This is a genomic window from Marinobacter sp. W-8 (assembly GCF_044342215.1).
GTDB classification, from domain to species: Bacteria; Pseudomonadota; Gammaproteobacteria; order Pseudomonadales; family Oleiphilaceae; genus Marinobacter; species Marinobacter nauticus.
On record NZ_CP172297.1, the window covers coordinates 2,957,665 to 2,972,829 of the forward strand.

At 58.4% G+C, this 15,165-nt stretch carries 9 protein-coding genes; 4 read left to right on the plus strand and 5 right to left on the minus strand.

Annotated elements, in window-relative coordinates; genetic code table 11:
* Positions 1–5,244, minus strand: coding sequence for a DUF4011 domain-containing protein (locus tag ACF8YQ_RS13830; protein WP_396621738.1), 5,244 nt, complete (start codon positions 5,242–5,244; stop codon positions 1–3).
* A 248-nt stretch (positions 5,245–5,492) separates the two neighbouring features.
* Between ACF8YQ_RS13830 and ACF8YQ_RS13835 the strand changes: the two genes are divergently transcribed.
* Genes ACF8YQ_RS13835 through ACF8YQ_RS13850 form a run of 4 tightly spaced genes read left to right on the plus strand, consistent with a single transcriptional unit; the run spans position 5,493 to position 9,515 of the window.
* Entirely contained in the window at positions 5,493–6,179 is a 687-nt protein-coding gene (locus ACF8YQ_RS13835) for a DUF3348 family protein (protein WP_396621739.1), read from the plus strand.
* Positions 6,176–8,248: a DUF802 domain-containing protein gene (locus ACF8YQ_RS13840; protein WP_396621740.1), complete on the plus strand. Its 2,073-nt coding sequence runs from the start codon at positions 6,176–6,178 to the stop codon at positions 8,246–8,248. Before ACF8YQ_RS13835 ends, ACF8YQ_RS13840 begins: the two co-directional genes overlap by 4 nt.
* Positions 8,248–8,901 carry an OmpA family protein gene (locus ACF8YQ_RS13845; protein ID WP_396621741.1) on the plus strand — a complete coding sequence of 218 codons (654 nt, stop codon included), beginning with the start codon at positions 8,248–8,250 and terminating at the stop codon, positions 8,899–8,901. Before ACF8YQ_RS13840 ends, ACF8YQ_RS13845 begins: the two co-directional genes overlap by 1 nt.
* Positions 8,902–8,903: 2 nt before the next feature.
* On the plus strand, positions 8,904–9,515 hold the full coding sequence (locus ACF8YQ_RS13850) for a DUF2894 domain-containing protein (protein ID WP_396621742.1): 612 nt from the start codon (positions 8,904–8,906) through the stop codon (positions 9,513–9,515).
* Between the two features lie 38 nt (positions 9,516–9,553).
* Here ACF8YQ_RS13850 and fba read toward each other — a convergent pair whose 3' ends face one another.
* The 4 genes from fba to tkt form a co-directional block, all read right to left on the minus strand.
* Positions 9,554–10,618, minus strand: coding sequence for a class II fructose-bisphosphate aldolase (gene fba / locus ACF8YQ_RS13855; RefSeq protein WP_011786479.1), 1,065 nt, complete (start codon positions 10,616–10,618; stop codon positions 9,554–9,556).
* A gap of 222 nt (positions 10,619–10,840) precedes the next feature.
* Positions 10,841–12,001, minus strand: coding sequence for a phosphoglycerate kinase (locus ACF8YQ_RS13860; protein WP_396621743.1), 1,161 nt, complete (start codon positions 11,999–12,001; stop codon positions 10,841–10,843).
* 93 nt (positions 12,002–12,094) lie between these two features.
* A complete protein-coding gene (locus tag ACF8YQ_RS13865) occupies positions 12,095–13,123 on the minus strand; it encodes a type I glyceraldehyde-3-phosphate dehydrogenase (RefSeq protein WP_396621744.1) in 1,029 nt (342 codons plus the stop codon).
* Positions 13,123–15,123, minus strand: coding sequence for a transketolase (gene tkt / locus ACF8YQ_RS13870; RefSeq protein ID WP_396621745.1), 2,001 nt, complete (start codon positions 15,121–15,123; stop codon positions 13,123–13,125). The genes ACF8YQ_RS13865 and tkt overlap by 1 nt, the downstream gene beginning before the upstream one ends.
* Positions 15,124–15,165 lie beyond the last annotated feature (42 nt).

Below are 15,165 nucleotides of genomic sequence, written 5' to 3' on the forward strand. Positions count from 1 at the left end.
CTAAAGGTCCGGATTTTCTACCCCGTCTTGTGCTGAAGAGTTATCTAACAGCGTACGCAACGCAAAGTCCAAGTCGTTAAGTGCTTTATCGGGGCTGGTCCACCAGTCAGTCGCCCATACCCGGAACAGCGTCCAACCGAGCCCTTCCATCACGCTCTGACGAATCTTGTCCCGCTCACGGGCGTATGGGGAGCCCAAATACATTTCACCGTCACACTCTATACCCGCCAGGTAGGTACCCGGCACATTCGGATGGGCGACCCCGATATCAACCCGGTAGGCAGAGGCACCGACCTGCGAGTGGACGCTCCAACCCTTGCTCTGAAGTGCTCTTGCCACGGCAGTTTCAAAAGGAGACTCAATGTTATCCACGGTCTCTGCGCCCTGTCGGCCAAAGGACTGCACACCACGCTCGGCAAACTCCATGAAGTGTTTGAGGTCCGCCACCGCACGGGCCTGCGTGCGCGAAAGATCGATGGCTTCCGGGGGCATGCTGGTAAAGACCATCATCCGGGTGCGAGCCCGCGTCAGCGCGACGTTCAGACGGCGTTCGCCACCGGCTCGGTTCAACGGCCCAAAATCCATGGTAATCCGTCCCAGACGATCCGGACCGTAGGTTATGCTGAAGAGAATGACGTCACGCTCGTCTCCCTGCACGGTTTCCAGGTTCTTCACGAAAACCGGTTCCAGGTTGTTGTCCTCTGAGAAGGCCCATTCGATGGACGGATCCTTAGCGCGCGCTTCATCAAGCAAATCTTCAATCGTAGCCTGCTGTTCGGTATTGAACGTCACTACTCCAATTGATTGTTGGCGAATGGACGGATCATCGGAGGTGAGTCGGCGGACGATCTCTGCCACTATGGCTTTCGCCTCCTCGGGGTTATTACGTTCCGCCCCGCGGCCATACACTCCATCTACCCGAACCAGAGACACTCCCTTGTCCGGATGGACCGGTGCAGGGAAGGTGACCAGAGAGCTGTCGTAGTATTGTCGGTTCGAGAATGCGATCAGGCTTTCCCGCCGAGACCGGTAGTGCAGGTTCAGCACCCGCTGGGGAATACTGGCTCCGATCAGCTCATCCAGAATGCTCTCCAGATCGCTCTCCCCATCCATATCACCATCCGGGTCGTCATCGGAACGGGAGAAAAAATTGGTGGGCGGCATCTGTTTAGGGTCTCCCGCTACTATCACCTGCCGGCCACGGGCCAACGAGCCAATGGCGTCACCCACCGTGATCTGTGACGCTTCGTCAAAAATTACTACATCAAACAGCGCCTGATCTGCAGACAGATACTGGGCAATCGAGAGTGGTGACATCATCAGACAAGGCGCCAGGGTAGTGACGACATCCGGCATCAACTGCATCAGTTCCCGAACCGACTTATGTCGGGCCTTCTTTTGCAGCTCATGGCGCAAAACGCCCCAGTGTGAGCTGCGGGTTACGTCGCCTTGTTCAGGAATATTGCGCGACAGCTCGGCGGCTATATGCCGGGCGGTCAGTTCGCAGAACCGTGAATCCAGCTCCCGGAACCGTTGAATGGTCGCTTCATGTTCCGGAGACGAGAAGGTTCTAAGGGTTTCATTTTCTCCTATGATTCCTGCAGACCACCAATTGCAGTAAGCCGCCTCAAAGGCTGCAGGAATATCCTCCGGTGTCACACTGCCACTCTCGATGACATCCACCAGAGGTTCGAGCTGCAAGGCAAGGGCTTCTGACCTCCGCCGAACCCAGGCACACCAGTCTCGCAAAGACGATTGATGGCCTGCGACCTGCTGACAAAGGCTGACAATCTGTTCACAGGCGTTCCCATCCGCCGGAAGGTACTCTTTCAGCTGTGTTCCGACCAGCTGCTCAAAGTGCGCCCGTCGCTGCTCAAACACTGAAGCGGATGCCAGAAACCCGGTAATGACCTTGCCGATAACGGCTTCCGTCGCCAGCAAGTCATTTGCATCGTGAAGCAGCGTACGAACACCGGACCGCAGCGCAATCAGGCTGTCGGTACTGTCAGCCAGTCTACTGACCACAGAGCGAACCCGAGTGCCTAGTGTATGAAGATCGCTGACAGTGCCGATGTCTGTGTCGTAGCGAGACCAGCCGTGCAATTTGTTAAGCCGAGCATCCAAACGATCGATGTGACCACCGGTTTCCCTAAGCTCGTGCAGCAGGGGAATGTCGCTGGCCGGATCCGGTTTGGCCTGGGCGCCGCCCTGGCGCATCACCTTTCGGACCTTGCGTTTGGCAAACCAGTCTTTGGGCCACCAGGCTGAGACCGCCTCGTCCCATGCCCGGCCCAGACTATCTGCGTCCAGCTTTTGCCAGGCCAGCGGCTCGTATGGGCAACTCAGTTTCGGCAAAGCAACCTGATAACGCTCAAGGTAAGGCATTACTTCCGTGATGCCATTCAGGCACTCCTGACCTTCAGGCTCCAATGCGAACGCCACGCGCTTGCCGTAACAGTCCAGCAAGGCCTGGCCCAGCTCGACCACGCCTTCTAACCGTGGAAGATTCACTGGTCCCAGCTTGACCCCAATGGCCTTTTCAAGTTCAACCAGATGATCGGCCAACTGGGTGGCTCCCACCTGAAATTCTTCTGCGGCACTCACCAACTGTTCCTGCCACTGAGGGTGCCATTCGTACTGATTGACCACTTTTAACGGGTGGCCGTCAAACTGCCCAACCGCTCGGGCTTGCACCCGAAGAAGCTCCGCCATTTCCCTGAGTTGCTGCAACTGGCGCTCATCATGAGCATCAGTCTTGTCCCAGCCGAGCCTGACTTTTTCAGTCAACGCCTGATCCCGGACCTTTACCCCGATGGCATAGTGGGCGGTCAAACCGTTGCGATGCCGTTCGTGCAGGGCATTCACCACGTTGTTCAGGCTATCCCGCTGAGTCCTGAGGAGGTCGGCTTCACGCTGCCAACCTGCCACCGGAGTTCGTGCGGCGTTGTTCCAGGATGCGCCAAGCTGAGCCAGCACATCCGCCTTGCTGGCTTTGTTGGAATGCAGCTCCAGACAAAACTGTCCTAACCCAACATCACGCAAGCGACGGTGCACCACTTCAAGGGCCGCGGTCTTTTCCGAGACGAACAGAACTTTCTTTCCCTTACCCAGCAGATGCGCGATCAGGTTACTGATGGTCTGACTTTTCCCGGTTCCAGGTGGGCCAATGATCACAAAATCCTTGCCGAGATCTGCTGTTGCGATAGCCGACATCTGGGAGGAGTCTGCGGGAAGAGGCGTCAGAAAATCTGCGGGCTTGTATTGGTTATCAATGTCGCTGGCATCAACAAATCGGATATCACTGCCATATGGATCCCGGGGGGATTCAATCAGGTGCTTGACCACCGGGCTTTCTTTCAGCGCGGCAGAGCGGTCGACAAGATCCTTCCACATCAGATATTTGGCGAAAGAGAAGTGCCCGAGCACAACATTCTCCACCACCTCAAAGCCTGCCACATCCTTTATGGCATGACGCACCGTATTCCAGATTCCAGGAATATCCACACCGTGCTCGTCCCGAGGCAAAGCATCATCAAAGCCGTGGATATCGATGCCGAAATCACGCCTCAGCATTTCTAGCAGAGTGGTGTTGAACCGAGGCTCGTCATCATTTGCGACAATCCGAATGCCCTGCCGTACAGATTTGCGCTCCAGCGTTACCGGCAATAACACCAGCGGCGCACGATAAACCCGGTTGTTCTCGCGGGATCGCCACAGCATAAAGCCCATGGCCAGGAATAGCGTGTTCGAGCCCCCCTCCCGGAGAGAGGTTTGTGCCCGCCGATAAATTTCGACCGCACGACGATCCAGCTCATTCTGCGGCATATCTACAAGAACCTGGTTCTTGCTGAAGGCATCCCTGACATAGGCGGCCTTGAGCTCCTCGCCCGTTCGTTGCTGATGCAGTTCCGAGTCCTGCTTTCTGGTTTGCGACCAGGGATAGGGTGCTATCGAGATTTTGGTGCCACTGGCCAGTACGTCTTCCAGTTCCGCCGGAGCAACCGTCAGGATCGACAGACTGCTTAGACCATGGCGGAAATTGAGAAGCGGATTCCGGGCCGACAAATCCAACAGTTTTCGCTGCCAGCGTTCCACCCGCCCTTCCGGCGTATCATCATTAACGCTTTGCTCCAGATACTGCGGAGGATTGGAATCCAGATCGGGTGCATCTTCCAGCTCCAGCTCCTCAGGCTCACTGATATTGGCGCTGTCACGCGGAGCAATGGACGGACTTTTCAGGCTGATGGGATTAAATCGGTGGGCTCGCGCGCGGCGAATATCAACTGCCGCAATGAACTTATAGTCCTCAGATATCGACATCTGATCGTTGCCTGCTGCGACTGCCCTGGAAAAAGATACAGGCGGGTGCTGGGTAGTGAGGGTGGTTTCAATCAGAATAAGTTCTTTCAGCGGAATCCGCTGACGCAGAATCTGAGGATCTCGCAGCACAATGTCCGACAGATCTTCCTTTTCCAGCCATAGGCCTACAAGGGCGTGGCCGCGAGTCAGCACAATCATCGGGTTCAGATTTGCCTGCTCGAACGCAGCTGCCAGCAATAACGTAGAATCCAGACAGGTGGCCACCCGGCTGTTTTCGATCTGGCTCGGAAGGCGGATCTTCTGGCCATTGGATTCAAAGCTCGCCGGTGGCAAGGCGTAACTCACTTGCATGTTGACCACCGCCGAGTATATCGCGGAGGCCTGCAGCCATACCTGCTCACGGCTGCCGGATCGGTAACCGTCAATGGCATCCGGCTTGCCCGCTTTACGCAAAATCTGACTAGCCTGCCCCAGCAAACGATCAACGGCGGGATCATTCGGTGTACAAAACGAAGCCAGCAACTCGGGCATGTACTCCGCGCCACCCCACTCATTGCAAGCCAGAAGTTCTACCTGAATCACCCTTTCAGAAAGCATCCGACCAGCCTGAAGCACCTGAACGGTTACCGCGCCACGCATCGACTCAGTCAACCCGTAAAGAAAACCACCATCCAGCTCCAGATCACGATCTTTGACAAGCAGGAGCTCCTTCGCTGCAAGGTAATCCACCTTCCACTCTTTACGCTTCAGAAATGCGGGAGAGGCTTCAAGAACAATAGTGAGATCAGACAAGCCTTCCCTGGTGTCGAGATTCTGGACCTTCAGCTCGCGTAATATTGCGAAAGCACTCTGATGGCAGGCAAAGTTTATTTTCTCGACAAATGTGGCACTGATCTGTACTTCTGGTGCTTCCTGCTCAGACATCTGGCAATCCCTTCCAACTGACTTGATTTATCGACTTATAAGCATCCGGCGTCTATTGTACCCGTCTCGCAGTGGCTCGCTACCGGAGTATGCGTGCCATCGTAATGAAAGTGGATATTTCAGCACCCGGCTATAGAAATGCCGTGCGGTACCTCACGATACAGTCATTAGGATTCGTTCCTTTTAGCCAGTAGAATAGCGCCCTCTAACCGCAGCTCTACTCGACCACGGAGTGAGACACCGAACGGATGCTAAACCAGCCTCAGGCACATACAGGCCTCTCGTCCAAACTGCTCGTACAGCTGGCCCCACCGGGCGCACCTGCAATTCCAGACGCACTGCCCTGCTTTGCAGAGCGACTCAGCCGGCTGTTCGGCCTGGGCGACACCATGACCCTGGATGCGGCCATTGGTTATCGGGCGAAACAGCCAGGCACGCCTCAGGGCGCCGTGGTAGACCGGTTAACGGAGGAACTGGCGACGATACGCAGGGTACTGGTTCAGCGTATTCGCGGGTTTGGCTCAGATCTGGAGTTTGATGGTGACCCCGAACCTGAAGTCGCTCTCAATGCCTGGCTGACATTACAGCGTAAGGTGGCGGCCAACAGCCGTCAGTTGCGGGATAAGGTTCGAAAATCGATGAAAGATCAGGGCCCGAAGCTGGCCCACCTGGCCGAATTGGACGCCGTGTTTGATCAAACGATGGCCGGGTATACCGCACAGTGTTTTTCCCATATTCCCAAGGTTCTTGAACAACGATTCGAGCACCGATCGACCACCCCGGAGCAAAGCCCCACCCCGGCCACAACGGCCGACTGGTTCCACCGCTACTGCGAGGAAGCGCAGTCTTTGTTACTCGCTGAACTGGATGTTCGGCTGGAACCGGTTCTGGGTTTGCTGGAGGCTTGCCACAAAGAGGTTAACAACACCCCATGAGTAAACTGTTCTTTACCCTGGCGTTTGCCATCGGCCTGGCCGTGGTAGCCTGGATTGGTGCCGGATTTGTCGGTTCCGACCTGCTGGCGCTGGCGTTTACCGGCCTGATTGGCGCCGTTTACTGTCTCGGCTTTGGCGAACTGGTGAATTTCCGCCGACAAACCCGCGAACTGAACGCACAGATTCATCAGTTACCTGAAAGCCAGGAGCAGGTTAACCACTGGCTTGGCACACTGCCCGCCCCGATGCAGTTCCCGGTGCAAAGGCGAATCGAGGGCCATGCCGCCGCATTACCCGGCCCGCAACTGACACCCTACCTGACCGGCCTGCTGGTGATGCTGGGCCTGCTGGGCACCTTTGCGGGCATGATTGTGACCCTTGGCGGCGCCGCCTCGGCCCTGGATAACAGCACCGAACTGAGCGCTATTCGCAGCGCACTGGCCGCTCCGATTGTCGGTTTGAGTCTCGCCTTCGGCACCTCCATTGCCGGCGTCGCCGCCTCCGCCATGCTGGGGCTGGCATCTACCCTGAGCCGCCGGGACCGGTTGCAGGCGTCCCGCACACTGGATAGTACGCTGCGAGACAAGCTGCATCATCTTTCTACAGACCATCAACGCCATCAGGCGTTTCAGGCGCTGGAGAGCCAGGCCAAAGCCTTGCCCGAAATGGCCTCGGCCATGGAACGCATGACGGCGCGCATGGAGCAACTTGGCCAGCAACTGGAACAGTCCCTGACCCGGAACCAGCAGGAATTCCACAGCACGGTCGGCCGCCACTATCAGACCCTGGCCGACTCCGTAGCCAACTCCCTGACAACGGCATTGGACAACACTGCAAAGCAGGCGTCAGAGCGGATTGAGCCCATAGTTGTCCAGGCCCTGGAGCAACTTCAGAAGGATGCTCACGGCCTGCAACAAAGCTGGGCAGATAATGCCCGTGAACAACTCACGGAATTGATCTCCGGGTTTCAGGCAGTTACCACGGAGGCGGGCGAGCGCTGGCAGCAGAATCTGACTGCACAGCAGGCCCAGAACCAGGAGACGTTGGCGACCCTCTCAAAGCAGAACGAACAAAGTCAAAGCCAGTTGCAGGAGCAGCTCCACACCTGGCTTGGCGCCATCAACGACGAGCACCAAACCTGGCTCAAGGAACATCAACAACAACTGGTACAGAGCTGTGAACGCCTGAACAATGCCGGGGCTGAGGTGTCGCAACACTGGCAGGCCGGTCTGGCCCGTCAACAGGCTCAAAGTGATGACATGCTGGCAGCATTCAATGAGGCGCTGACTCAATACCAAAGCCATTTCCAGACCAGCAGCACCGGGTTGATTGAGCAGCAACAGGCCGGGCTGGCGGAACTGATCAGCACCGTTGGCGCTCAGCTCGATCAACTCCGGGAACAGGAAAGCGAACGAGCCCGGGCTACAAACGAGCGAATGGAACAACTGGAAGCCACAGCAGCACGCCACTTGAGTGAGCTGGGCACTGCACTGGAAGCGCCCATGACCCGACTGATTGAGACCGCCTCGGAAACACCGAAGGCCGCCGCCGAGGTGATCCGACAGCTGCAGTCGGAAATCGCCCGCAACAGCGAGCGGGAAAACGAACTGCTGGAGGAACGCCAGCGACTGGTCCAGGAACTGGACACTCTGCTGGAGAACCAGCGCAGCACCGCTGACAGTCAGCGGGAGGCGGTGGATACCCTGATCAGCGGCGCTGGCGAAACCCTGACCGGCATCAGCGAGCGCTTCAACACCCTGATCCAGGAACAAAGCCGGCAACTGGGCGAACTGGGCGACAACATCACCGGCAGCAGCCAGGAAGTCGGCGCGTTGAGCGACTCCTTCGCCCAAGCCATTGAGCTGTTCAGTCAGTCCAACCAGCAGGTGGTCGCCAGCCTTGCGGATATCCAGAAGGCCCTGGATAACGCCGGCACCCGGCACGATGAACAGCTGGCCTATTACGTGGCCCAGGCCCGCGAGGTGATTGACCTCAGCGTCAGCGCCCAGAAAGACGTGATTGATGCCGCCGCAGCCCTGCGCCGGGCAGAATCTGGCGAGGCCGGTTGATGGAACAGCTGGAAGGCGGCGAACAGCAATCGGCACCGGTCTGGGCCATCTTCTCGGACCTGATGGCGGCGCTGGTGGGCATTCTGGCGCTGATTCTTGTGTGGGTGATCGGCATCCAGCTGGAACTCAGCCAGTCCCTGGCCGAGGAGATCGAGAAACGGGAGGCGGAAGAACAGCGTCGAATTGCCCTGGAGCAGGCCCTGGAAGACCCGCTCACCAAGGGCCTGGTCACTTTTCGGGATGGCCGTATCGGCATCAGCGGCAACGTCTTGTTCGAGCTGAATTCAGACCAGTTGCAGGCCGAAGGCGAGGAAGTTCTGAAATCGCTGATTACACCTCTGCAAACCTACCTGGAGCAGCACGATGAACTGCTGATGGTGAGCGGTTTCACCGACGACCTGCCCATGCATCCCGGCAACCGTTACCAGGATAACTGGGGCCTGTCGGCCCAGCGGGCACTTACGGTTACCCGAACCCTCACAGAACTCGGCTTACCCAATGACCGGGTATTCGCCGCTGCCTTTGGTCCTCACCACCCGGCCGTACCCAACGTCGATGCCGAATCCCGGGCCCAGAACCGGCGGGTGGAAATCAGTACCGTGCCACGGGCGCCTTCGTCGGCTGAGGATACTGAAACCGGGGAAGGTGATTGACCATGAGCGAAGCCCCCGGCCCCTCCTTGCTGGAAAGCTTGAGGCAAAACGGCGCCGATCAGAATGACCCGGTTCGGTTCCGCTATCTGGAGTCTTTCGAGCAAAGACTGCGCGCAAAGGGGCTGCATAAGGGAACGACGCACTGTCGGAAGCTGGAACAGGCGATATCGGACTATCAGGCAAAGTGCGATGGTGCCGGCCAGCCTGAGCCCACATCCGCTGTGAGCGAGCCTTCTCCTCTGTCTTCACTTCTGAACCGGTTGAATCAAACTGCAGAACCGCCGGTTGAAGCTCCGCGATCGGCCCTGGAACAACGGGTGTTCGGGCAGCAGACAGAAGAGCAGCCACAGGCACACCCGGCATCAAGCCCCAATAACCCGCGCCCCCTGAAAGCCATGATCAGAGCCCAGGCGAACCAGGGCCATCACGTTATTGCCGAGCGAATTCGACACGCCATTGAAAGCACTCCGAAAGAAGCGGGGCCTATGAACGCGCATCGGTTGGTAAGCCGGGCTATTGCTGAAATGCAGACGTTGTCACCGGAGTATCTGGCACGATTTGCTCGTTACACCGATACGTTGTTGACGTTGGAGCGGCTGGCGAGAAAGTGCTAGAAAAAAGCCCCCGGCTACGGGGGCTTTGAGCAGAAGGCTTACTTGACCTTGGGGTCCAGCTCGCCAGCCGCATAACGTTCGAACATCTGTTCGAGGTTCAGCGGCTTGATCTTGCTGGCCTGGCCGGCACAGCCGAAGGCTTCGTAGCGGGCGACACAGATGTCGGTCATGGCAACCATGGTGGCCTTGAGGAATTTGCGCGGGTCAAATTCCGCCGGGTTCTGGGCCATGAAGCGACGAACGGCACCGGTAGAGGCCAGGCGAAGGTCGGTGTCGATGTTGACCTTGCGCACGCCGTGCTTGATGCCTTCAACGATTTCTTCCACCGGTACACCGTAGGTTTCCGGGATCTCGCCACCGAATTCGTTGATCACTTTCAGCCACTCCTGAGGTACGGAGCTGGAGCCGTGCATAACCAGGTGGGTGTCCGGGATGCGGGCGTGGATGGCTTTAATCTGGTCGATGGCCAGGATGTCACCTGTAGGCGGACGGGTGAACTTGTAGGCGCCGTGGCTGGTGCCGATGGCGATAGCCAGTGCGTCGACCTGGGTTTTCTGCACGAAGTCAGCGGCTTCTTCCGGATCGGTCAGCATCTGGCTGTGGTCCAGGGTGCCTTCGGCACCGATGCCGTCTTCTTCACCGGCCTGGCCGGTTTCGAGGGAGCCCAGGCAGCCCAGTTCACCTTCTACGGAGACACCACAGGCGTGGGCCATTTCAACGGTGCGACGGGTCACGTCGACGTTGTATTCGTAGCTGGTCGGGGTTTTCCCGTCTTCACCCAGGGAGCCATCCATCATCACGGAGCTGAAGCCAAGCTGGATGGAGCGCTGGCATACGGCCGGGCTGGTGCCGTGATCCTGGTGCATAACCACCGGGATGTGCGGCCATTCTTCGATGGCAGCCAGGATGAGGTGGCGCAGGAACGGGGCACCGGCGTATTTGCGGGCACCGGCGGAGGCCTGGACAATGACCGGGGAGTCGGTTTTGTCGGCAGCTTCCATGATGGCGCGCATTTGTTCGAGGTTGTTCACGTTAAAGGCTGGCACACCGTAACCATGCTCGGCGGCGTGGTCCAGAAGTTGCCGCAGCGAAATCAGGGCCATGGGTTGTCTCCTTCGTTGACTTTTTGAGGTTTGAATTCTGTTCGTTTCAGGCTTTTGAGTCTGCTGCGGAGGGTGGGGTAGGTCTTTCGCGGAACCGCTACGAGCACATCCATGTGCGCTTCTCTCCGGCCATCCATGGCCTCCGAAATTCCGCGAAAGACCTACCCCACCCTCCTTGCGATTCTGGCCCTGTGCGGGTTTCTCTCAGAATCGCTTTGTTGATTACGCTCCGCGCTCTTCCAGTACAGCTACTGCCGGCAGGGTTTTACCTTCCACGAATTCGAGGAACGCACCGCCGCCGGTGGAGATGTAGGAAATCTTGTCAGCTACGCCGTATTTGTCAACGGCAGCGACGGTGTCGCCGCCGCCGGCCAGGGAGAAGGCGTCGCTTTCGGCGATGGCCTGGGCGAGTGCCTTGGTGCCGTTGCCGAACTGGTCGAATTCGAACACGCCAACCGGGCCGTTCCACAGGATGGTTTTGGCGTTTTTCAGCAGTTCAGCGAACTGGCCGGCGGTTTCCGGGCCCACGTCGAGGATCATGTCGTCGTCGCTGACGTCGGAGATGTTTTTGGTCGTCGCCGTGGCGGTTTCAGCGAATTCGCTGGCGACCACCACGTCAACCGGCAGCGGGATTTCCACCCGGCTGGCGATGTCTTTGGCGGTGTCGATCAGGTCGTGTTCGCACAGGGACTTGCCTACCGGATGGCCGGCTGCGGCCAGGAAAGTGTTGGCAATGCCGCCGCCAACGATGATCTGGTCACACACTTTTTCCAGGGCGTTGAGTACGTCCAGCTTGGTGGAGACTTTGGAGCCGCCAACGATGGCCACCACCGGCTTTGCCGGGTTGTCGAGGGCCTTGCCGAGGGCGTCCAGTTCCGCTGCCAGCAGCGGGCCGGCGCAGGCTTCGGGGGCAAATTTTGCCACACCGTGGGTGGAGGCCTGGGCGCGGTGGGCGGTGCCGAAGGCGTCCATCACGTAGATGTCGCACAGGGCGGCGTACTGTTTGGCCAGGTCTTCGTTGTCTTTCTTTTCGCCTTTGTTGAAGCGGACGTTTTCGAACAGCACTACTTCGCCGTCAGCCACTTCAACGCCGTCCAGATAATCCTTGATCAGGCGGACTTCCTGGCCCAGCAGGGTGCCCAGGTGTTCGGCGACCGGTTTCATGGAGGAGGCTTCGTCATACACGCCTTCTTCAGGGCGGCCGAGGTGGGACATCAGCATGACTTTGGCGCCGGCGTCTTTGGCCGCCTGGATGGTCGGCAGCGAGGCGCGGATGCGGGCGTCGCTGGATACTTTTCCGTCTTTGACCGGTACGTTCAGGTCTTCACGAATCAGAACCCGCTTGCCGGCGAGGTTCAGGTCTGTCATTTTTTTGATGGCCATAATCAGGTTCCGTAGTTATGGGTTCAAAGGTGCAAACATCTAAGCCTATGGTTGGGGGCTGACTTCGTTCACGGCCAGCCCCCGTCTGTTTATTCAGATTTTGCTCAACCAGGTTCTGCTGACATCCAACATGCGATTGGCGAAGCCCCACTCGTTGTCAAACCAGCACAGCACTTTCACCATGGTGCCGCCGGTGACTCGGGTCTGCCCGCCATCGACCACGCCGGAATGGGAATCGTGGTTGAAGTCCGAACTGGCCAGCAGTTCATCGGTATAGCCGAGGATACCCTTCAATGAGCCTGCGGATGCACTGCACAGCAACTGATTCACTGTGGCTATGTCGGTCGGCTCACGCACGTTAACCACCATGTCTATAGCAGAGACATTCAGCGTTGGCACGCGCATGGCAACCGAGCTGAAACGGCCTTCCATATGAGGCAACAAACGCTCGATACCGCGGGCCAGGCCGGTGTCTACCGGTACAATATTATGGAGAGCACTTCGGGTGCGGCGCAGGTCCTGGTGATGGTAAGCATCGATGACCGGCTGGTCGTTCATGGCGGCGTGAATCGTGGTGGTGCTGCCCTGCTCTACGCCAAAGGCATCGTCCAGTACCTTGATGACCGGCACGAGGCAATTGGTGGTGCAGGAGCCGGCAGCTACAATCACGTCCTGAACGTTCAGGTCCCCATCGTTAATGCCAAAGACCACCGTGCGGTCGACATCCGGATCGCCCGGCTGGGAAAACAGCAGGCGCTGGGCACCGGCTTCAATATGTTTTTCCGCTGTGGCACGGTCGGAATAGGCGCCGGAGCATTCCAGCACCAGATCCACTTCCAGCAAGCGCCAGGGCAAGTCGCTTGGGTCCGGGTGGCGCAACACGCGGATGCGGTCACCATTCACCACCAGGTTATCGCCATCCACGGCCACCTCACCGTGAAACCGCCCGTGGGTGGAGTCGTATTTGGTGAGGTGGGCAATAGTGTCGATATCCGACAACTCGTTGATCGCGACCACCTGCAGATGGTCGCGATAGCCGTTTTCATAAAGGGCCCGCAACACGCACTGGCCGATTCGGCCGTACCCGTTGATGGCAATTCGAAACGGCGTTGCGTTGGTCATCAGGCGTCCAGCAGTTCGTCAGCCACTTCCAGGATGTTGTCGACAGTAAAGCCGAACTCCTTGAACAACTCACCGGCCGGCGCAGATTCACCAAAGGTGGTCATGCCAACGATGCGACCGTCCAGGCCCACGTACTTGTACCAGTAGTCCGCAATGCTCGCTTCAATGGCGATGCGGTTGGTGACTTCCAGCGGCAACACCTGCTGTTTGTACTCGGCGCTCTGGGCATCGAATACGTCGGTAGACGGCATGGATACAACACGCACCGCTTTGCCCTGTTCCCGCAGCTTGACTGCGGCGTCCTGAGCCAGGCCCACTTCGCCGCCGGTGGCGATGAGAATCAGCTCCGGAGTGCCTTCGCTGTCAGACAGGATGTAACCACCTTTGGCCACATTCGCCAGCTGTTCGGCATCACGCTGCTGGTGCGGCAGTCCCTGGCGGGAGAAAACCATGGCCGTCGGGCCATCCTTGCGCTCCAGGGCCGCTTTCCAGGCTACCGCGGATTCCACGGTATCGGCCGGGCGCCAGGTGCTCATGTTCGGGGTGGTGCGCAGGCTGGCCAGCTGTTCGATAGGCTGGTGGGTCGGGCCGTCTTCGCCCAGGCCAATGGAGTCGTGAGTGAAGACAAAGATGGAGCGCTGCTTCATCAGGGCGGCCATGCGCACAGCATTGCGACAGTATTCCATGAAGATCAGGAAGGTCGCGCCATAAGGCACGAAGCCACCGTGCAGGGCGATACCGTTCATGATGGCCGCCATGCCGAATTCACGCACACCGTAATAGATGTAGTTGCCGGAGGCGTCTTCCTTGGTCACGCCTTTACAGCCCGACCAGATAGTCAGGTTGGAACCGGCCAGGTCGGCAGAGCCACCCATCAGTTCCGGCAGCAGCGGGCCGTATGCGTTCAGGGAATTCTGGGACGCTTTACGGGAGGCAACGGTCTCGCCCTTGTCCTGGCATTCCTGGATATAGGCCTGGGCTTTTTCGGCGAAGTCTGCCGGCAGATCACCCGCCATGCGGCGTTTGAACTCGGCGGCCAGTTCCGGCTCGGCCTTCTCATAGGCCGCAAATTTCTCTTCCCAGGCACTCTGTGCAGCCTGGCCTTTTTCTTTGGCATCCCACGCGGCGTAGATCTCGGACGGCACCTCGAACGGGCCGTGCTGCCAGCCCAGGGCTTCGCGGGTCAGAGCGATTTCATCGTCACCCAGCGGGGCGCCGTGACACTCTTCCTTGCCCTGCTTGTTGGGGGAGCCGAAGCCGATAATGGTCTTGCAGCAAATAATGGTGGGCTGTGCGGTGTTAGCACGGGCAGCTTCAATGGCTGCACGGATGGCATCGGAATCGTGACCATCAACATTGGGGATAACCTGCCAGCCGTAGGACTCGAAACGCTTGGGCGTGTCGTCGGTGAACCAGCCCTCTACTTCTCCATCAATGGAGATGCCGTTGTCATCATAGAAGAACACCAGTTTACCCAGGCCCAGGGTGCCGGCCAGAGAGGCGACTTCGTGGGAGATACCTTCCATCAGGCAGCCGTCGCCCAGGAACGCATAGGTGTAGTGGTCAACAATGTCGTGGCCCGGACGGTTGAACTGAGCAGCCAGTGCCTTCTCGGCCAGCGCGAAGCCAACAGCATTGGCGATGCCCTGCCCCAGCGGGCCGGTGGTGGTCTCGATGCCCGGGGTATAACCGTATTCCGGATGGCCCGGTGTTTTGGAGTGCAGCTGACGGAAGTTCTTCAGGTCATCAATGCTGACGTCGTACCCGCTCAGGTGCAGCAGGGAATACTGCAGCATGGAGCCATGGCCGTTAGACAGCACGAAGCGGTCACGGTTGGCCCAATGCGGGTTGGCCGGGTTGTGGCTGAGGTAATCGTTCCACAGCACCTCGGCGATATCCGCCATACCCATGGGCGCACCCGGGTGGCCGGACTTGGCTTTCTGAACCGCATCCATGCTCAGCGCGCGAATGGCGTTGGCGAGATCTTTACGGGACGGCATTGACAATTCTCCAGTGTTTTTCAGGAAAAGACTTCAAGCTGC